Annotated in this window: 20 protein-coding genes; 5 read left to right on the top strand and 15 right to left on the bottom strand. The window is 32.7% G+C overall.

Features of this window, described 5'->3' with window-relative positions; all coding sequences use genetic code 11:
- Window positions 1-9: 9 nt before the first annotated feature.
- The 5 genes from APR43_RS05165 to APR43_RS05145 form a co-directional block, all read right to left on the bottom strand.
- Window positions 10-948 (bottom strand): cbb3-type cytochrome c oxidase N-terminal domain-containing protein, encoded by a 939-nt coding sequence (locus APR43_RS05165; RefSeq protein WP_053473605.1) that lies wholly within the window; start codon window positions 946-948, stop codon window positions 10-12.
- Window positions 949-950: 2 nt separating this feature from the next.
- On the bottom strand, window positions 951-1,145 hold the full coding sequence (locus tag APR43_RS05160) for a CcoQ/FixQ family Cbb3-type cytochrome c oxidase assembly chaperone (protein WP_053473606.1): 195 nt from the start codon (window positions 1,143-1,145) through the stop codon (window positions 951-953).
- A 7-nt stretch (window positions 1,146-1,152) separates the two neighbouring features.
- The gene (gene ccoN, locus APR43_RS05155) at window positions 1,153-3,336 is read right to left on the bottom strand and encodes a cytochrome-c oxidase, cbb3-type subunit I (protein ID WP_053473607.1); all 2,184 of its coding nucleotides are present in this window, start codon (window positions 3,334-3,336) and stop codon (window positions 1,153-1,155) included.
- 3 nt (window positions 3,337-3,339) lie between these two features.
- The gene (ccoS, locus tag APR43_RS05150) at window positions 3,340-3,531 is read right to left on the bottom strand and encodes a cbb3-type cytochrome oxidase assembly protein CcoS (protein ID WP_053473608.1); all 192 of its coding nucleotides are present in this window, start codon (window positions 3,529-3,531) and stop codon (window positions 3,340-3,342) included.
- Between the two features lie 115 nt (window positions 3,532-3,646).
- Entirely contained in the window at window positions 3,647-6,034 is a 2,388-nt protein-coding gene (locus tag APR43_RS05145; protein WP_053473609.1) for a heavy metal translocating P-type ATPase, read from the bottom strand.
- A gap of 198 nt (window positions 6,035-6,232) precedes the next feature.
- Here APR43_RS05145 and APR43_RS05140 point away from each other — a divergent pair, with 198 nt between their 5' ends.
- Window positions 6,233-6,913, top strand: a complete 681-nt coding sequence (locus APR43_RS05140) for a Crp/Fnr family transcriptional regulator (RefSeq protein WP_053473610.1) — start codon at window positions 6,233-6,235, stop codon at window positions 6,911-6,913.
- A gap of 1 nt (window position 6,914) precedes the next feature.
- Here APR43_RS05140 and mazG read toward each other — a convergent pair whose 3' ends face one another.
- From mazG to def, 4 genes are all read right to left on the bottom strand, one after another.
- Complete coding sequence (gene mazG / locus APR43_RS05135; protein ID WP_053473611.1) at window positions 6,915-7,685, bottom strand: nucleoside triphosphate pyrophosphohydrolase; 771 nt, start codon at window positions 7,683-7,685, stop codon at window positions 6,915-6,917.
- A gap of 93 nt (window positions 7,686-7,778) precedes the next feature.
- Window positions 7,779-8,585, bottom strand: coding sequence for a carbonic anhydrase (locus APR43_RS05130; RefSeq protein ID WP_240514929.1), 807 nt, complete (start codon window positions 8,583-8,585; stop codon window positions 7,779-7,781).
- Between the two features lie 233 nt (window positions 8,586-8,818).
- Window positions 8,819-9,307, bottom strand: a complete 489-nt coding sequence (locus APR43_RS05125; RefSeq protein ID WP_053473613.1) for a DUF5606 domain-containing protein — start codon at window positions 9,305-9,307, stop codon at window positions 8,819-8,821.
- A 64-nt stretch (window positions 9,308-9,371) separates the two neighbouring features.
- Window positions 9,372-9,962: a peptide deformylase gene (def, locus tag APR43_RS05120; RefSeq protein WP_053473614.1), complete on the bottom strand. Its 591-nt coding sequence runs from the start codon at window positions 9,960-9,962 to the stop codon at window positions 9,372-9,374.
- 199 nt (window positions 9,963-10,161) lie between these two features.
- Between def and APR43_RS05115 the strand changes: the two genes are divergently transcribed.
- Window positions 10,162-12,384, top strand: a complete 2,223-nt coding sequence (locus APR43_RS05115) for an FUSC family protein (protein WP_053473615.1) — start codon at window positions 10,162-10,164, stop codon at window positions 12,382-12,384.
- Window positions 12,385-12,753: 369 nt separating this feature from the next.
- On the opposite strand, the gene APR43_RS05110 is transcribed toward APR43_RS05115, so the two are convergent.
- The 5 genes from APR43_RS05110 to APR43_RS05090 all read right to left on the bottom strand — a co-directional run bounded on the left by APR43_RS05110 (window position 12,754) and on the right by APR43_RS05090 (window position 16,105).
- Window positions 12,754-14,247 (bottom strand): malate:quinone oxidoreductase, encoded by a 1,494-nt coding sequence (locus tag APR43_RS05110; RefSeq protein ID WP_053473616.1) that lies wholly within the window; start codon window positions 14,245-14,247, stop codon window positions 12,754-12,756.
- 124 nt (window positions 14,248-14,371) lie between these two features.
- Window positions 14,372-14,788 (bottom strand): Holliday junction resolvase RuvX, encoded by a 417-nt coding sequence (gene ruvX, locus APR43_RS05105; protein WP_053473617.1) that lies wholly within the window; start codon window positions 14,786-14,788, stop codon window positions 14,372-14,374.
- 41 nt (window positions 14,789-14,829) lie between these two features.
- Window positions 14,830-15,111: a type II toxin-antitoxin system RelE/ParE family toxin gene (locus tag APR43_RS05100; protein WP_053473618.1), complete on the bottom strand. Its 282-nt coding sequence runs from the start codon at window positions 15,109-15,111 to the stop codon at window positions 14,830-14,832.
- Window positions 15,101-15,334 (bottom strand): hypothetical protein, encoded by a 234-nt coding sequence (locus APR43_RS05095; RefSeq protein ID WP_053473619.1) that lies wholly within the window; start codon window positions 15,332-15,334, stop codon window positions 15,101-15,103. The genes APR43_RS05100 and APR43_RS05095 overlap by 11 nt, the downstream gene beginning before the upstream one ends.
- Window positions 15,335-15,472: 138 nt before the next feature.
- Window positions 15,473-16,105, bottom strand: a complete 633-nt coding sequence (locus tag APR43_RS05090; RefSeq protein WP_053473620.1) for a PAS domain-containing protein — start codon at window positions 16,103-16,105, stop codon at window positions 15,473-15,475.
- 273 nt (window positions 16,106-16,378) lie between these two features.
- Between APR43_RS05090 and APR43_RS05085 the strand changes: the two genes are divergently transcribed.
- The 3 genes from APR43_RS05085 (at window position 16,379) to APR43_RS05075 (ending at window position 19,156) form a co-directional block, all read left to right on the top strand.
- Window positions 16,379-17,194: a 2,3,4,5-tetrahydropyridine-2,6-dicarboxylate N-succinyltransferase gene (locus APR43_RS05085; RefSeq protein WP_053473621.1), complete on the top strand. Its 816-nt coding sequence runs from the start codon at window positions 16,379-16,381 to the stop codon at window positions 17,192-17,194.
- Between the two features lie 106 nt (window positions 17,195-17,300).
- Window positions 17,301-18,365 (top strand): glycosyltransferase family 9 protein, encoded by a 1,065-nt coding sequence (locus APR43_RS05080; protein ID WP_053473622.1) that lies wholly within the window; start codon window positions 17,301-17,303, stop codon window positions 18,363-18,365.
- Between the two features lie 2 nt (window positions 18,366-18,367).
- Entirely contained in the window at window positions 18,368-19,156 is a 789-nt protein-coding gene (locus APR43_RS05075; protein ID WP_053473623.1) for a glycosyltransferase family 2 protein, read from the top strand.
- Here APR43_RS05075 and APR43_RS05070 read toward each other — a convergent pair.
- Window positions 19,134-19,904 carry a hypothetical protein gene (locus APR43_RS05070; RefSeq protein ID WP_053473624.1) on the bottom strand — a complete coding sequence of 257 codons (771 nt, stop codon included), beginning with the start codon at window positions 19,902-19,904 and terminating at the stop codon, window positions 19,134-19,136. The two genes, APR43_RS05075 and APR43_RS05070, sit on opposite strands and share 23 nt — an antisense overlap.
- Window positions 19,905-19,959 lie beyond the last annotated feature (55 nt).

The raw sequence follows: 19,959 nt of genomic DNA, 5'->3' as shown, positions 1-19,959 counted from the left end.
ATATTCTAATTATTTTTTAACTGCTGTGGTATCTTTTTTTGTCGCTGCTGCATCTGTTTTAGGCGCACTTTCGTCTACCCAAACTTCTCCTTCCGGTGCTTTTGGATCTTTTGGATTTGATCCTTGCAGTGATAAAATGTAACTCGCCACTTTTTGAATTTCTTTTGGTTTCATACCATTTGTTTTCCAGGAAACCATTCCTTTTCCATCACGTCCACCATTGGTAATAGTGTGGAATACATTTTTAATTCCTCCACCTAAAATCCAATGATCATCTGTTAAGTTAGGTCCAATTTGCCCTCCTGCATCTGCTCTGTGACAGGCTGCACAATTCATTGCGAAAATTTCTTTTCCTTCTGCTAAACTTGCATCATCAGTTAGTAAAACAACCGTTTTTTCATCCATTAAATCCGGAGCGGTTTTTAAGTATTCTTCGACATCAATTTTAGCTTGTGCCATTTCTTTTTTAAGTTCCATTTCCTGATCATCGGCTCCTAAAACATCGTAACGGACTACATAGATTACTCCAAAAATGATACAGATATAGAATAAGTAAACCCACCACGGTGGTAAATTATTATCAAGCTCTTTGATTCCGTCATAATCATGATCCATCAATAAATCAGCTTCTTTAGACATTGGTTCTGTCTTAGTAAGCTTATGCATTAATTCTTTGAACCAAGTGCTTTCCTGAAGACTTAAACTATTTTCGTAATCTAATTTTGCTTTTTCTTCTGGCGACAATAGTTGATACATTACCTTGTTTACAGCAGTAAGTGTAACTTCGATCGCAACTAAAATAAACAGAAAAACAAGTAAAAAGACAGATACCATTGGGTATTTTATAAAAGCAGGTCTGTCGCCTGAATCTATGCAATATTCCATCAAAGCGAATACGATGAAGAAAATCAGCGGTACTCTAACATATACTGGGAAAAACTTTTTCATTTTTATCTATCTTTTGAGATTATAACTTGCCCTTCTTCTAAAGGTATATTACTCATTTCCTGAATTTTATCTTTTTTATAAGAGAACACCCAAATGCCTAATCCTACGAAAAAGAAAAAGAAGATCAAGAGGGAAAGTATCGGGTAAATTTCTACACCCGATATCGTTTCCATATTGTGTTTTATTTGTTCAAACATAATGCTGTTATTTAGTTTCTTTTACTTTAATATCAGTACCAAGTCTTTGTATATAAGCAATCAAAGCGACAATTTCTCTTTCATTCATAGGAATGAATTTTTCACCTGTTGCAGCTGCTTTTTCACGGCTTTTTTCATAACTTTTTACAAAGTCAGGATCATTTTCTAAACTTTTCTCAATTTTAACCGCCTGAGTTCTTAAAGTTTTTTGTGCGTTTGCAACTTCTTCTGCCGAATAAGGAACTCCAAGTGAAATCATTACGTTCATTTTCTTTTGAGTCAATGAAATGTCTAAAGGTTTATTATCAAATAACCATTTATAACCCGGCATAATTGATCCTGCAGATGTACTTTGCGGATTCCACATGTGGTTAAAGTGCCAGTTATCATTGTACTTACCTCCTACTCTTAACAAGTCTGGACCTGTACGTTTTGATCCCCATAAGAATGGATGATCGTAAACAAATTCTCCTGCTTTTGACTGAGGTCCATAACGTTCCACTTCACTTCTAAACGGACGAACTGATTGTGAGTGACAGCCCACACAGCCTTCTCTGATATATAAATCACGTCCTTCAAGTTCTAATGGTGTATATGGCTTTACACTTGAAATAGTTGGAATATTAGATTTCACCATAATCGTTGGTACGATCTGAATAACTCCTCCAATTAAAATAGCGATTGTAGCCAAAATGGTTAACTGAATTGGTTTTCTTTCTAACCATGAATGGAATCTTTCTCCACTTAATCTATTACTGCTGATTTTTTGTAATGCCGGAGCTTGTGCTAATTCATCTTCGATTGTTTCACCAGCTCTAACTGTCATGATAATGTTGTATACCAATGTCAGCATTCCTATTAGATACAAACTACCTCCAATTGCTCTCATCCAATACATTGGCATAATTGCAGTTACAGTTTCAAGGAAGTTTCCGTAAGTTAAAGTTCCGTCTGGATTAAATTGTTTCCACATTGATGCTTGTTGAAAACCAGCCACATATAAAGGAATTGTATATACAATAATACCAAGGGTACCAATCCAAAAATGGAAGTTTGCTAATTTTTTAGAGAATAATGCTGTTTTAGTCATTCGTGGAATCAACCAGTAAATAATGGCAAATGACATAAATCCGTTCCATGCTAAAGCACCTACGTGTACGTGTGCAACGATCCAGTCTGTATAATGCGCAATAGCATTTACATTTTTCAGCGATAACATTGGTCCTTCAAAAGTCGCCATTCCGTAACCTGTAATGGCTACTACAAAGAATTTCAAAACTGGTTCTTCACGAACTTTATCCCACGCACCTCTTAAAGTTAAAAGTCCGTTGATCATACCTCCCCAAGATGGAGCGATAAGCATTATTGAAAATGCGACACCTAAATTTTGGGCCCAGTTTGGTAATGCTGAATATAGTAAGTGGTGAGGCCCTGCCCAGATATAGATAAAAATTAAAGACCAAAAGTGAATAATAGATAGTCTATAAGAGTAAATAGGACGATTTGCAATTTTAGGAACGAAGTAATACATCAATCCTAAAAATGGCGTTGTTAAGAAAAATGCAACCGCATTATGTCCATACCACCATTGTACTAATGCATCCTGTACACCAGCGTATACGGAGTAACTTTTTAATCCTGAAACAGGAATTTCAATATTGTTGAAGATATGCAATACAGCAACTGTTACAAATGTTGCCAGATAAAACCAAATTGCTACATATAAATGACGCTCTCTACGACTCAGCATGGTTCCTATCATGTTAATTCCCATTACAACCCAAATTAACGCTATAGCAATATCAATAGGCCATTCAAGTTCTGCATATTCCTTCGAAGAAGTATATCCTAATGGTAATGTGATGGCTGCGGCGACAATGATTAACTGCCAGCCCCAAAAATGCAGATTACTTAAAAAGTCACTAAACATTCTGGCTTTTAGTAATCTTTGCATTGAATAATACATACCTGCAAAAAAAGCATTCCCAACAAAGGCGAAAATAACGGCGTTTGTGTGTAAAGGCCTTAAACGACCATAACTAAGCCATGAAATCCCATCTGTAATATTGGGAAAAAGGTACATAACCGCCAGGGTCAGCCCCACTAACATACCCACAACTCCAAAAAGAATGGTGGCGTAAATGAATTTTTTTACAATTTTGTTGTCGTAATAAAACTGTTCCATTTCCATAATTTATACTTGTTTTTCTTCGATTGGTGAATTATTATTTGGGGAAATAATTTTGGTCTCGTCATCAAAAAGGATTCTGACCGAGGGCGTATAATCGTCATCATATTGTCCGGATTTGACAGCAACGATAAAGGCAATAAAGAAACAGACTGCCACGAAAATACTTACTGAAATTAAAAGATAAATAACACTCATACCGTAAATTTATGTTAACAAAATTACTAGGTCAGTGGCGTTTAAAATATGATAATTATCATGCTTATAGAAGAATGTTAAAATTAAGTAAAATAATCTTACAAATTACGTAAAATCAATTTAAATTCTTACAACTGAAGTAATTAGACATAAAAGTAACGAAGCTAACAATCGTAATTGTACTTAAAGGCATAATGATTGCCGCAACAATAGGAAGCAAATTTCCCGTAACAGCAAACGTAAGACCTACGATATTATATAGAAGTGACAGGCCAAAACTCATTTTAATAATCAGGATCGATTTATGAGAAAGTTTTAAGAAATAGTTTAATCGTGAAAATTCACCTGCATCGAGAATTGCATCGCAGGCAGGAGAAAATACATTTACATTTTCAGATACAGAAATACCTACATTGCTTTGTGCCAAGGCTCCCGCATCATTTAAACCATCTCCAACCATCATAACATTCTTTCCTGTTTCCTGCAGTTTTTTAATAAAGTCTAATTTCTGTTCTGGTTTTTGATTAAAAACGAGTTCGGTATTTTTAGGTAAAATAGCTTCGAGATTTTCTCTTTCGCCATCATTATCTCCAGAAAGCACTTTTATATTATAGTCTTTGCTAAGCGTTGCAAATAACTTTTCAAGGCCTTCGCGATATTGATTTTGGAAAACAAATTTTCCGTAATAGATATTGTCTATTCTAATATGAAGCGAGGTTCTTTCTATTTCTGAGGATTCTAAAATTGGGCTTTCAACAAATGATGAAGACCCTATTTTCACTTCTTTTTCTTCGGCGAAAGCCAAAATTCCTTTCCCAGTAATTTCCTGAAAATCATCAATTTTAACTCTGTCATATTCTGGTAAAAAGTCATACAGCATTCTGCTTAAAGGATGATTTGAACATCGGAGCACATTTTTTATTAATTGTAAATTTTTATCTGAAAAATCAATTCCTTCGTATAGAATATTAGATTTTTTATTAGTCGTAATCGTTCCGGTTTTATCAAAAACAATAGTATCAACTTTAGCCAATTGTTCGATTACTAAGTCGTTTTTAAGATACATTTTTTGTTTTCCCATTATTCTGAGAATATTTCCAAAAGTAAACGGGGCCGTTAACGCAAGTGCACAAGGACAAGCCACAATTAATACTGCTGTAAAAACATTAAAGGCAATATTGACATCGATAAATATCCAGTAACCAAATCCAGCAAAGGCAATTAGCAATAAAATTGGTGTAAAATATCGGCTTAAAGCATCTGTAATTGTTTTGTGTTTTTGTTCTACTTTTTTCTGAAAAATTTCGTTACTCCATAATTGAGTCAGATAACTTTGCGAAACAGAATGCAAAACTTCCATTTCGATTACTTTTCCAATTTGTTTTCCGCCGGCAAATATTTTATCTCCTGATTTTTTTGTGATTGGAACAGCTTCTCCGGTAACGAAACTATAATCAATTTCGGCCTTTTCGCTCATTAAAATTCCGTCTACGGGAATTAATTCCTGATTCCGAATCAATAATCTGTTTCCTTTTAAAACATCATAAATTGGAACGCTTTCTTCTGAAAAATCAGCATTTATTCTGGTTACCGCAATTGGAAAATAAGATTTAAAATCTCTTTCGAAACTTAAAAAACTATAGGTTTTTGTTTGAAACATTTTCCCCAGCAGCATAAAGAAAACCAAACTGGCCAAACTGTCAAAAAATCCCGGTCCGTGATCCATCAGCATATCATAACTGCTGCGGATAAACATTACAATAATTCCCAAAGCAATAGGAATATCAATGTTTAGCATTCTGGTTCTTATACTATGATAAGCTGAAACGTAATAACCGCTTGCAGAATAGAAAAAACTCGGCAACGCTAAAAGAAAAATTAAAATCCTGAAAAACGGTTTATAACTATCTAACCAGAATTCTTTGATTTCGAAATATTCTGGAAAAGAAAGCAGCATAATGTTTCCGAAGCAGAAAAAGGCAACGCCTACTTTATAAGTTAAACTTCTGTCTACTTTATTTTTGCCTGTTTCGTAATTTTCTAAGCTAATATAGGGTTCGTAACCTATTGAACTTAATAAGTATACAATTGATTTTAGGGAAACGGTTTCTGAATTGAAGGTGATTCGAACCTTTTTTTCGGGGAAATTAACTTGTGAAGCGCTGATTCCGGGCTGTAAACGATTTAGGTTTTCGAGAATCCAGATACAGGAACTGCAGTGAATATGCGGAATATTTAATGAAACTATTGAAGTATTTGCTTCCTGAAATTCGAGAACTTTAGCTAAAATTGCTTCGTTGTCTAAAAAGTCATATTTGCCCTGAATGTCTTGAGGAGTAGCTCCAGGCGATTTTTCGAAATCATAATAGCAGGTTAAATCATTTTGACTAAAAATTTCGTAAACTGTTTTACAACCAATACAACAAAACTTTTTTTCATCAAAATTGATCTCTTCATTTTTAGGAATAGTCAGCCCGCAATGAAAACAACTCTGCTCGCTCATAATTTGTTTTTTAATTTGCAAAATTCAAAAAAGGCAGTGACTATAACTATGACATTTATCATGTTATATTGAAATCTAATCCTAAAGTAATGAAATAATTTGTCAAATTGAAATAATACCTTTTTCTACGCATTTTTAAACGTAAAAGTACTTTTAAACCGCAGGAATTGGTTAATTTTGCTCCAAATTACTCCTGCTATGAATAAATGTGATCAATGTATTGTTCGTCAGCTTTCTTCTCTAAAAGCCCTAAATAAAGATGAAGTTATAAAATTAGCTAATAGCAAAACTACCTATACGATTAAAAAAGGCGAAGCTATTTTTGAAGAGGGCGATGTTACAAATGGCGTTTTCTGCGTTAAGGACGGAGTTGGAAAGCTTTCAAAATTGAGTGCCAACGGAAAAGATCAAATTGTTAAACTTGTAAAATCCGGAGAACTTTTAGGGCAGCGTTCCATGATTAGCAATGAACCTGCAAATTTATCTGCAAAAGCTATTGCTGACATGGAAGTTTGTTTTATTCCGAAATCAGAAATTATCCATTTCTTTAATAACAATAATCAGTTTTCTTTGAATTTGATGCAGTCTGTATGCGAGGATTTGAAAGAATCTGAAAATGATAAAATTGCTTTGGTTCAAAAAACGGTCAAACAGCGTTTGGCAGAAACTTTATTGCATTTACATAATGAGTTTGGAGAAAATGAAGATAAAACCCTAAAAGTACAGCTTACCAGAGAAGAACTTGCCGGAATAATAGGAACAGCAACTGAAAGCTGCATCCGCTTATTATCTGACTTTAATAAACTGGAATTAATTGAATTAGTAGGTAAAAAAATAATGCTTAAAAATGTAAAAGCATTAAAAAAAATGGCGGAATAAATTACTGCTTTTTAGCTTCGTTCCAAAAAACATCCATTTCTGCCAGAGTCATATCCATTAAAGGTTTTCCTAATTCACCTGCTTTGCTTTCTAAATATTGAAAACGCTTGATAAATTTTTTATTCGTGCGTTCTAAAGCATCTTCCGTATTTACGTTTAAAAATCTGGCATAGTTTATCATCGAGAATAAAACATCTCCAAATTCTGCTTCGATTTTATCCTGATCGCCGGCTTGAACTTCAACCTGTAATTCGTCTAGTTCTTCCTGAACTTTATCCCAAACCTGATGCGGTTCTTCCCAGTCAAACCCTACTCCTTTTACTTTATCCTGAATTCGGCTTGCTTTTACTAATGCCGGTAAACTTTTTGGAACTCCTTCTAAAACTGATTTTTTACCTTCTTTAAGTTTTAGTTTCTCCCAGTTTTGTTTTACTTCTTCTTCATCTTTTACAACTGTATCTGAATAAATATGAGGATGACGGTGAATTAATTTATCGCAGATTTCGTTGCAGACATCTGCAATATCAAAATCATTGGTTTCTGAGCCTATTTTAGCATAAAAAACAATGTGAAGCAGTAAGTCTCCAAGTTCTTTTTTTACTTCGTTTAAATCGTTGTCCAAAATGGCATCGCCTAACTCGTAAGTTTCTTCAATCGTTAAATGCCTTAATGTCTGCAAGGTCTGTTTTTTATCCCACGGACATTGCTCACGAAGTTCATCCATGATAATTAATAATCTTTCGAAGGCTTTGAGTTGAAGTTCTTTGCTCATTTTTTTTATTTTAAGATACCAAAATTAAAACAATTTGTCGATTAAACGGTTCTTTCCTAAACTAAAAAAGAAGGCAAAATACCTTCTTTTTATTTAGATTGACTCTTTAATTTTTCTGCCGTTTAATTCCTTAACATTTCTAAAATTATTCAATGGCATTATCTTTTTTAAATCTGTTATCATTTTAATAGAAACTACAATTGGAGTTTTAAAAATAAACCATTGTACGCTTTCTGTACAAGGCGGTGTTGTCAATGAACCAGTATAAGTATAATAAGATCTATTTTGAGGAAGAACTTTATTGATATTAAAGTCACTATTAACTTTTACAGTATCATTAGCTTTTTTAGGCAGATACTTGTCAAGAAATTCAAAAGTTTCATTGCTTTTCTTGTCTTCTTGTGCCATAATAGAAACTACGGCAAATTTTCCGTCTTTATTTTTATGAACCATGTGAATTTCTAACGGATATCGCACACCTTTTATAGTATGTTCTGCTGATTCATGAAAATGAAATTGCTTTAATTCGTATTGATCTCCATTGATTACGATATAATCTCCAGGTTCAAAATCGAACTGAATCGTGTGCCCATTATTGACAACATCGTGAATTTTTGTTTTTAGATTGTAATGAAAATCAATAGGTTTTATTGTTTTATCTTTTTCTGTTTCTACTATATCAATTGGAGATTGTGTTTTTCCTCCGCAATCATTCTGATCGATTTCTGACCAATGATCTGGCCCTGCTTCACCTTCGTACTCCCAATGTTTCTTGTTCTGTTCGGTTTTTGTTGTATCTGATGAAGTTACAGATTGTTCTGTTTCTTTTGATTTGTTATTGCAGGCTGTCGCTAATACTAAAGCTGCTATTATGGCAAAAATTTTCATTTCCTTTTTCATTTTTCCTATCATTTAAAATTTAGTTTCAAAGCCAAAAAAACAATTTCAAAAACAACTGCGAAAACAATGCATTCATTTACAAATGCACAAACAATCAAATCCAATTTTACGTTATTATTAAATATTATTTTTCTTACAAAATTATATTTTAAAACTTAAATAGCAACTAATTTTAAATAAAAAATCCCGTTAAGAAATATCTTAACGGGATCAATATTTGAATTCAGAAAAAATTATTTTTCTTCTTTTTTAGCTTTTGGCTTTTTAGCAGCTGGTGCTTTTTTTGGTTTCTCTTCAACAACCGGAGTTTCTTCCGGAGCTTCAGCAGCAGCTGGAGCTAAATCAGTAACTAAACCTTTAGCCTGAAGTGTGTTGTACCAGTTTAATACTTTTTTAATATCTGAAGGATAAACTCTTTCTTCATCATAATCCGGTAAAATTTCTTTAAAATAAGCAGCTAAAGTTGCATTATCTTCTTTGTGAGAAATCGCCTGACCTTTGTTTTCTTTAGCAGCAATTTTTTGCATTACTTCAGTCAATGGTTTTTCTCCTTCGTGTGTATAAATTGAAATTTCTGATAGTAAGCTTACGTTACTTTTTAAGTTTACTGTAATTTTTTTTCCGTCTAATAATGATTCTGCCACAAAACCTGTACGAGTCTGCACTTTCAATACATATAAACCTGGTTTCCCAGAAATGGCTAAAATTTTGTCTAAATTCATGTTTATTAAAATTAGTATTAAGAATTTTTGTCTTTTTATTAATGTTCTAAATTATTAGAACTTCTTATCTTCCTTTCTTTGCTGCAGCAAATTTCATTCTGTATTCCTGAAAAGTCTTGCCTTCGGTGATGTTTTTTAATTTCTTTTGAATCAAACGCTTTTTTAAAGAAGATATTTTATCCGTAAATAAAATGCCTTCAATGTGATCGTATTCGTGTTGAATAACTCTTGCGATTAAACCGTCAAAAACCTCTGTTTTCATTACGAAATCTTCTTCACAATACTCAATCGTAACAGTTGGTTTTCTGTAAACATCTTCTCTAACGTCAGGAATACTCAAACATCCTTCATTAAAACTCCACTCTTCACCTTCCTCTTTAACGATTTTAGCATTGATAAAAGTCTTTTTGAAACCTTTTAAGTCTTTCTGTTCATTTTCTGGTAAATCCTCATCGTCGCTAAAAGGAGTTGTATCAATAACAAATAGGCGAATAGGAAGACCAACCTGCGGTGCTGCAAGTCCAACTCCTAAAGCATTATACATGGTTTCATACATGTTTGCTATTGTCTCTTTTAAGTTTGGATAATCTGGCGTAACTGCCGTTCCTACTTTTCTTAAAACAGGATCACCATATCCTACAATTGGTAAAATCATTTGTAATTATTTAATGTTTTATCTAATGAAAACCTTATATTAGGGTTAACATATTTCAGCTGGCAAAAATAGTAAAAAATAGTCAACGATTAGCTGTAAAGGCACATTATAACAAATTTTTATATGCTTTGGAAAACTCCGCTATAATTATGCCAAAATATTTCGTACAATTCTTAACTTTGCTAGTAAACCTCACAATATGTTTGATCGAATCTCGAAATTTACCAACAGTACTTCCTTTTTAAATGCATCAAAAGTTACTATTGCTTCGGTTGTACCTGTTGTAATTTTGAATTTTTTAGGGCATTTTGAAATAGGTTTTACGATTGCGCTTGGTGCTTTTTATACGTATCCAAGTGATATTCCGAGTTCATTAAGCCACAAAATCAAAGGATTAATTGTTGCTTCTTTAATTGTTTCGGGTGTAAATTTATTAGTAAACCTAGCTTATCCTTTTCCTCTTTTATTTTATCCGTTTTTAGGTTTTTTATTGTTTTTATGTTCGATGATTTCAGTTTACGGACAGCGTGCTACTTTGGTTTCGTTTTCTGCTTTATTGTCGATTTCTTTATCATTTGGGCATTTGCATACGGGCTGGGAAGCTTTGCAATATTCAGGATTTATTTTTACAGGAGGAATTTTATATCTTATAGTTTCACTGGTTTTTCATTTTGTACAGCCTTATAAATATGTAGAATTACAAATTGCCGAGGGTATAAAACTGACTGCAAAGTATTTAAAATTAAGAGGTGATTTATGGAGCCCGGCTGCGGATCGTCAAAAAATTATAGAAAAACAATTAGCAATACAAGTTGATCTTAATTTGATTCATGAGGATTTGCGTAAAATGCTGATTGGAAATCAAAATGCATCTGCAACTACAACGCAGAATCGAAAAATGCTTCTGGTCTTTATCACTTTGGTTGAAATTCAGGAATTAGCGCTTTACACGTCGTTTGATCACAGTAAACTTCATGAAAAATTTGCCAAACATCCTGAGGTGCTTCGTACGTATCAAAATGTTGCTTACAAACTAGCTTCTACTCTTAAAAAACTTTCAAAAAACGTACACCATATTGCGGTTTATGTAGATAAAAATGATTTGAAAAATGAATTAGATGCGCTTGAATTTGCCATTTTTGATTACGAAAAAACTTTAGGTAAAGAAGAAGCTGCAGAAGGTGTCTTGATGCTGACCAATATGCTCAAGTATGCTAAAAATCAGGTTGGAAAAATTAAAATTATTCAGCGTGCTTTCTCGCTGGCAATGCAGTCTTACAAGTTGAAAGATAAGGACAAGGAATTAGAAAAATTCTTAACACCGCAATATTATCCTATAAGAACCCTTATTGAAAATTTCAGTTATTCTTCGTCCATATTCAGGCATTCGCTTCGATTAACGATTACGATTTTAATTGGTTTTATAATCGGGAAATTTCTGCCGTTTCAAAACGTATACTGGATTTTATTGACGATTGTAGTAATCATGCGTCCCGGTTATGGTTTAACAAAAGAGCGTTCTTATAACAGAATCTTCGGAACTATTTTAGGAGGTCTTCTCGCTTTTGGAATTGTTTCTGTAATTCAAAATCATGTTGCTTTAAGTATTTTCTCAATTGTATGTATGCTTTTGGGAATTTCGTTTACGCAGATTAATTATAAAATAAGTGCCACGTTTGTAACGATGTATGTGGTTTTTATTTACGGAATTTTAACGCCGAATGTGGTTGAAGTTATTCAGTTTAGAATATTAGATTCACTTGCGGGAGCAACTTTAGCTTTTATTGCCAATCAGTTTTTATGGCCGGCGTGGGAATTTATTAATACGCCAATTCATATTGAAAATTCGATACGTGCAAATCGAAATTATCTTAAAGAAATTGCTGATTTTTATAATAAAAAAGGCGAAATTCCAACGTCTTACAGATTATCCAGAAAAAATGCTTTTGTTGAAATAGGAAATTTAATGACTTCTTTTCAACGAATGATGCAGGAACCAAAATCGAAGCAGAAAACAATGCCGCTGGTTAATAAATTGGTAGTTTTAAATCATTCACTTTTATCAGCTTTAGCGTCTTTATCGACTTATATTCAATCACATCAAACAACATCGGCATCAGAATCTTTCAATTATATTATAAAAACTATTTTACAAAATCTGGAACATTCGATTTCTATTTTAAGAAATGAAACAATTATAACGGATACTTTTTTTGATAAAGAGGATGTGACTTTACAGTTTGAAGAACTTAAACGTAAAAACTTTACTCGCCTTGCAACTGATGATGAATTGGATAAAGAAACACGTCAGGCTAAAATGCAGGAAGCTTCGATGGTTATCGAACAATTGATCTGGATGAGTAATCTTGCGGAGAAAATTTTAAAAATAACGAAAGAATTAAAAGCGGTAAACAACGATTAATTATAATTTATACCAATAAAAAATGAGGTTGTCTCTACTTTTGAGACAGCTCTTTTACTATAATTATTTTGTTTGTTTTTAGTGACTTAATTGATCCCTTTTTGATATCCTATTTTTCATTCCATAGGAATGTTTCGTAGGTAGAAAAAAATAAAAATCAGTCAAATCTGCGGTTCCGTAGGAACGTTTGATAGGTCAGGTTATTAAAAAACAATGCAAAAATCAAACGTTCCTACGGAACGTCAACCATTATAAAAATATAATTTTCTACCAATGAAATGTTCCTACGGAACAAGGAAGTATGTAAAATAAAAAAAGAAGCTGTCTCAACTTTTGAGACAGCTTCTTTTTTTATTTTTAACGGAAGTTTTATTTAATTTTTAAAACTTCTGCTGTATGTTTTCTCATTTCTGCTAAAAGCTCTGGTTTATCATTCAGCGTTTTACCATAAGATGGAATCATTGTTTTCATTTTAGCTTCCCATTCCGGTGTTTTAATTTGGTTTGTAAAACATCTGCTGATTAAATCAACCATAATGGCAACTGCAGTTGATGCTCCCGGAGAAGCTCCTAATAATACTGCTAAAGTTCCGTCGTGTGTTGTAATAACTTCAGTTCCAAACTCCAAAACTCCGCCGCCATTTTCACCTTTTTTAATTACCTGAACACGCTGGCCTGCTTTTTCTAATTTCCAGTCTTTAGAACGTGCGCTTGGCAAGTATTCGCGAAGTGCTTTCATTCTGTCTTTTGGAGACTGACGAACCTGTTCAATTAAATATTTTGTTAGTGGAATATTATGAAATCCGGCAGAAAGCATCGGAATTAAATTGTTTGCTTTTATTGATAATGGTAAATCTAAATAAGATCCATTTTTAAGGAAACGTGTTGAGAATCCGGCAAATGGTCCAAAAAGAAGTGCTTTTTCGCCATCAATTACACGTGTATCAATATGCGGAACAGACATTGGAGGTGCACCTACGCTTGCTTTTCCGTACACTTTTGCCTGGTGTTTTGCAATAACTTCCGGGTTTGTACATTTTAACCATTGACCGCTTACTGGGAAACCTCCGTAACCGTCTCCTTCCGGAACATTTGCTTTTTCTAATAAAGGCAATGAACCACCTCCGGCTCCAATAAATACGAATTGGGTATATGCTTTTCTTTTTTGACCTGTAGCTAAATCTGTAATTTTAATTCTCCATGATTTATCCTCGCGTTGTCTTAACTTTTGAACTTCGTGATTAAAATATAAAGTTACTCCGTCTAATTTTTCAAGATAATTAAACATGCTTCTGGTTAAGGCTCCAAAGTTAACATCGGTACCAATTTCCATGTGGGTTGCCGCTAATTTTTCTCCTTCTTCTCTGCCTTCCATTACAAGAGGCATCCATTCTTTCAACTGATTAAAATCTGTACTGAAAGTCATTTCAGCAAAAATTGGATTGCTTTGAAGTGCTTCGAATCTCTTTTTAAGATATTCAACATTTTTATCTCCCCATACAAAACTCATGTGAGGAACACTTTTAATAAAATTTTCTGGAGAAGGAACTTTGTTTTCCTGCACTAAATACGACCAGAACTGGCGTGAAATTTCAAAAGATTCTGCTATGCTGATTGCTTTTTTGGGATCGATACTTCCATCTGCTTTTTCTGGAGTATAATTTAATTCACAAAAGGCAGAGTGTCCGGTTCCTGCATTATTCCAGGCATCCGAGCTTTCGGCAGCTGCCACATCTAATCTTTCGTAAATTTCAATTTTTATATCGGGCTGCAGCTCTTTTAAAATTAATCCAAGAGTTGCACTCATAATTCCAGCTCCAATAAGCACTACTTCACTATTGGAACGTATTGTATTGTCAGGCATAACAGTAATTTGTTTTAAAATGCAAAGGTACTTTTTTCAATCGCAAAAAAAAACTAATTTTTACATGATAAAAGTTAGGAAATTATAAATTTTTCTAAAAATGGAAATTTAATCAGAAATAAACTTAAAAACGCTTAGACGAAAGATAATCCTGAAGCATAATGGTTGCCGAAATTTCATCAATAAGCCCTTTATTTTGGCGTTGTTTTTTACTCAGTCCGCTGTCTATCATGGTTTGAAATGCCATTTTTGAAGTAAAACGTTCATCTCCACGAATGATTTTCATTTCAGGAAAAATATTCGAGAAATGGGTTACAAAACCATTAATCACAGATGCACTTTCTGATGGCTGCCCGTTCATTTGTTTTGGTTCGCCAATTAAAACTGCTTCTACTTTTTCTTTAGCAAAATAATCTTTTAGAAAATCAACTAAAGTATGAGTAGGAATCGTAGTTAAACCCGATGCAATAATCTGCATTTCGTCTGTAACAGCAATTCCGGTGCGTTTTTGTCCGTAGTCTATGGAAAGGATTCTTGGCATTTTGAATTTTTTATCAAAGATAGAAAGGAAATCTGTGAAACTTAGATAGAATTTCTGTATTTAATAAATTTGAAGACAAAAATAGCTTGTTCTTCAATATCAACCTCATAAACAGAAACATATCCTTTAAAAACATAATCCCTTATATTTTCATTATCAAAATATTGAGATCTTTGAAAGAGAAAAGGATTTTGGATATCCTTTTTAATTTTTTTTAATAAATCATTCTTAAATTTTTTAGCCGCTTTCGGTTTATCTTGGGCTATGTAATCAACTTGGTCTTCTAAAGCAAACAAAAAATCTTCAGTAAAATTAATCTTCATATTTAGAAATTCTTTTTTCTAAAATTTCATCAACTTCTTCTACTGTATATAGTTTTGCTGTTCCATTTTTTAAATTAGCGTAAGCTTTATGTACTTTCTTTTTGTTTTCTTCAAAATCAGGATCTTCAGGAGTTATTTTTAATTCATCTGAAGAAAATGAATTTAAAAAACTCAAGATTTTTTCTTTAATTTCCGGCTGAAACTCTAATCTAATCGCTTCCATAATACTTTCATTTTACAATACAAATATAAACCTTTTTGGATTCATGTTTTTTAAATTAAACTTAAAACCAAAAGGCCCGCCTTGAAAACTCAAAACGGACCCGAACCTAAATATTTAAAAACTAAAAATTATTCTCTTTTATCGATTAAATAATCTGTCGAAAAAACCTCTGTGCTCCTCTTCTTCTCCATCTTGTTCTTCTTCATAATGAGCAAACTTTGCCTGATTTTTTTTATGATCGTAAATTAACTCCTTAATATATTCAACATATGATTTCTTTTTTTCTTCTAAAAAACCAATCAAATATTTCTCGCTAAACTCTACGCCGCTTGCCGCTTCAATTTGAAGTAACTTTTTATACAATGGTTCAATATGCATCGCAATCACTTCTTGCGGAACAGCTTGTCTTCTTCCAAAATAATTTACAATTACACCATTTTCATCTCTTGCAATATCAAAATCCGTAATAACCCAATAATATCTTCCTGATTTTGCCAGATTTTTTACGATTGCATGAAAGTTTTTTCCGTTTTTAAGATTTTCCCAAAGCACTTTAAAAATAACTTTTGGCATATCGGGATGGCGAATAATATTATGTGGCTGCCCCATTAATTCGTAATCTTCGTAACCACAAACGTCAACAAAAACTTCATTGGCATATTCAATAATACCAAAGGCGTTTGTTTTACTCATAATTACCTGTGTTTTATCCCACGTAACTTCTTTATCGATTACCGTAACTGGAGTTCTAAGTTGATTTTCCTGATTCATTTTTGTAGATTTTATATGTTTTGGATTGGTATATTTAATGCTGATTTCTCAGAATTAATCCGGCAAAAGTAGATGGAAGAAAAACTAGAGAATCTGATATTTGTCATATTTTGATATAAAAAAAACTTTTAGTGGTGTATTATTGAAATAAAAATTATATTGAAAAACGTAATTTATCAAATTAAAAACAAAAAGTTATATTTATAACACTTTCGGTTCCGTTAACTTTTTTGCTTTTCCATAAATACGTTATCTTTGCCAAAAATTTAAACTATGAATTCTTTACAGACTATAATTGAACAAGCTTGGGAAAACAGAGCTTTATTACAAGAACAAACTACAACTGACGCTATTAGAGAAGTTATCGAATTAGTTGATGCAGGAAAATTACGTGTTGCTGAACCAGTTGGTGACGCTTGGCAGGTAAACGAATGGGTTAAAAAGGCAGTTGTAATGTATTTCCCAATTCAAAAAATGGAAACATGGCAATCTGGTATTTTCGAATATCACGATAAAATGTTGCTAAAAAAAGGTTATGCTGAAAAAGGAATTCGTGTAGTACCAAATGCTGTAGCACGTTACGGAGCTTATATTTCAAGCGGAGTAATTTTAATGCCAAGTTATGTAAATATTGGTGCTTATGTTGACGAAGGAACTATGGTTGACACTTGGGCAACTGTTGGAAGCTGTGCGCAAATTGGTAAAAACGTTCACTTAAGCGGTGGTGTTGGTATTGGAGGCGTTTTAGAACCATTACAAGCTGCTCCGGTAATTATTGAAGACGGTGCTTTTATTGGTTCTCGTTGTATTGTTGTAGAAGGTGTTCACGTTGGTAAAGAAGCTGTTCTTGGTGCTAACGTTTGTTTGACTGCTTCAACAAAAATTATCGATGTTACTGGCGATGAACCAGTTGAAATGAAAGGTTTTGTTCCTGCACGTTCTGTTGTAATTCCTGGAAGTTATACTAAAAAATTCGCTGCCGGTGAATTTCAGGTTCCATGTGCTTTAATTATTGGTACTCGTAAACCATCTACAGATTTGAAAACTTCATTAAATAATGCACTTCGCGAATACGACGTTGCGGTATAATTTATAAAGAACAAATAAATAAAAAATCCAAATTCCAATTGATTATGATTGGAATTTGGATTTTTTTTGCTTCAATTTGTAACCAATTAAAAGATTCCTTTTTTAGATGAAGATACTTGTTATTCAACAAAAAATGATTGGAGACGTTTTAGTCAGCAGTATTATTTGCAATAATCTGCGTACTGCTTATCCAGATGCTCAAATAGATTATTTGGTTTATGCTTCGACAACTCCGGTTTTAGAAGGTAATTCAAGCATTGACAACATCATTTTATTTGAAGAAAAACATCGAAAAAGTAAAAAAGAATTATTGAAACTTGGTTTTCAAATTCGAAATGAAAAATACGATCTGGTTATTGATGCTTATTCAAAATTAGAAAGCTGGATATTAGTATTTTTAAGCAACGCCAAAAGAAAAATCTCTTATAAAAAACCCGGAAGAAATTTTCTTTATACCGATAATGTTCCTTTCGCCCCTTTTCCTAAAACTAATTTAGGTTTAGCAATTGAAAGAAGACTTTCATTAATAGGACCTTTAGATTTAAAAATTCACATAGATCCAATCCCGAAGTTATTTGTTTCTGAAAAAGAAAATCAGGAAGCTTTAGCCGTTTTTGAAAAACATAATGTTCGCAAAGACAGAAAAACGGTAATGATCAGTCTTTTAGGAAGCGAGAAATTAAAAACGTATCCGCTGGAATTCATGTCGAAAGTGGTTGATTATATTGCAGATAATGCCGATGTAAATATTCTTTTTAATTATTTCCCGAAGCAGATTGAAGATGCAAAAACTGTTTTTAACGCCTGTAAACCTTCGACTCAGGAAAAGATATATTTTGATTTATTAGGCGGTGATTTACGTTCGTTTATTGCGATTATGAATCAATGTGATTTAATTATAGGAAATGACGGAGGCGCCATAAATATGGCTAAAGCTTTGGAAAAACCTTCGTTTATAATTTTTTCTCCTTGGATTGAAAAGAAAATCTGGGCTACGTTTGAAGACGAAATCCACCATTTATCAGTACATTTAAAAGACTATCGTTCGGATTTATTTGAGCAGAAATCTGAAAAAATGCTTAAAAAAGAAGCTTTGTCTTTGTATCAGGAATTTAAACCTGAATTTTTTAAAGGCAAAATTGAATCATTTCTAGAAAAAAATATCCGCTAAAAATGATTTCGTCTCCAAAACAACTTTTATCGGCTTTACTAATCACTTATAATGAAGAATCTAACATACGTGAGGTTCTTGATAATTTGGCTTTTGCCGATGAAATCATTGTCGTTGATTCTTTTAGTACCGACAAAACTTTCGAAATTGCATCGACTTACAAAAATGTAAAAATTGTTCAGCGTGCTTTTGATAATTTTGCGATTCAGCGAAACTATACAATAGATTTAGCTTCCAATTCATGGATTCTTTTTATCGATGCCGACGAGCGAATAAGTCCGGAATTGCAGCGAGAAATTATTAGTGAAATAAATCAGCCAAAAAGTGCTTCTGCTTATTTTTTTCGTAGAGATTTTATCTTCGAAAACAAGAAACTGTACTTTAGCGGCTGGCAGAATGATAAAATTATTCGTCTTTTTAGAAAAGAAGATGCACGCTATAACAACAATAAAATTGTGCACGAAAAACTAATTGTAAAAGGGGAAATTAAAAAATTAAAGCACAAACTAACACATCATTCTTATTCTGATTACGAAAATTATAAGCAAAAAATGATTTTCTACGGACAGTTAAAAGCGCAGGAAGAGTTAACAAAAAACACTAATCCTAACTTTTTTCATTTCTATATTCGACCTGTTTATCAGTTTTTAAACCAATATTTATTAAGGCTTGGATTTTTAGACGGAAGAAAGGGAATTATTATCTGTTACTTAAATGCTTTGAGTGTATCGGTTCGTTTTCAGGAACTTAAAAAAATACAGAAACAAATTAAGATTTCTTCCAGAATTTAAGTTTCTTTTTCAATCTTTTCTTTCTTGCAAATTCTTCCTGAAAAGTAGAAGTTGCCTGCCACATTTTTTCAAAAATTTCAGTTTCAGATTTATCCGTATAGAATTTAGAATATTCGTTGCTCATTACAGCAATCATTTCTTTTTTAGGCGTTAAACGGCTAAAATTATTCATGCGCTGTTCGAAACTCATATTATCGTGAAAATTCATTCGGTTTAAATCGACCAAAAAGAAACTATAGATATTGTTTTCGTTCTTTTTAATTAATGTATTTCCCGGCGAATGATCAAGAAACTCTACTCCTTTTTCATGAAGATCAAAAGTGAATTTTGTAAACTGTCTTAAAATGTTATCGTTATCAGGATACTCTGGAATTTCTACCAATTCTCTATAAGTCAGCTCTGTAACTAAATGTTCGCTGGCATAATAACTATCTTTTAAACCCACTAAATTAAAATTCTCAAGAAATGCAATTGGTTCCGGAGTTCCAATTCCTTTTTCTAATAAAATCGTGGCATATTCAAACGAACGTCTGGCTTTTGATTTTCTAAAATATCGATAAGCAATTTTGTTAACTATATTCGGAATTTTAAATGATTTGATATTAATTTTTTTTCCATCTAAATCAAACAATTTTATCTTATTACGATCTCCGTTTCCAAAAAGCTCGCCAGATGAACTAAACGTTTTGATGGTATCCAGAATTGACGGAGCATTATTTTCGAAAGAAGGATTTACTTTAAAATTCATCAGTAGTTTTTTATAAGGGGACAAAAATACGGATACGATTTAAGACTTCAAATTA

The sequence above is a fragment of the Flavobacterium sp. NLM genome, from assembly GCF_002210235.1.
GTDB lineage: Bacteria > Bacteroidota > Bacteroidia > Flavobacteriales > Flavobacteriaceae > Flavobacterium > Flavobacterium panici.
The sequence above is the reverse complement of the archived record's forward strand: the minus strand, read 5'-3'. Positions and strand labels throughout refer to the sequence as shown.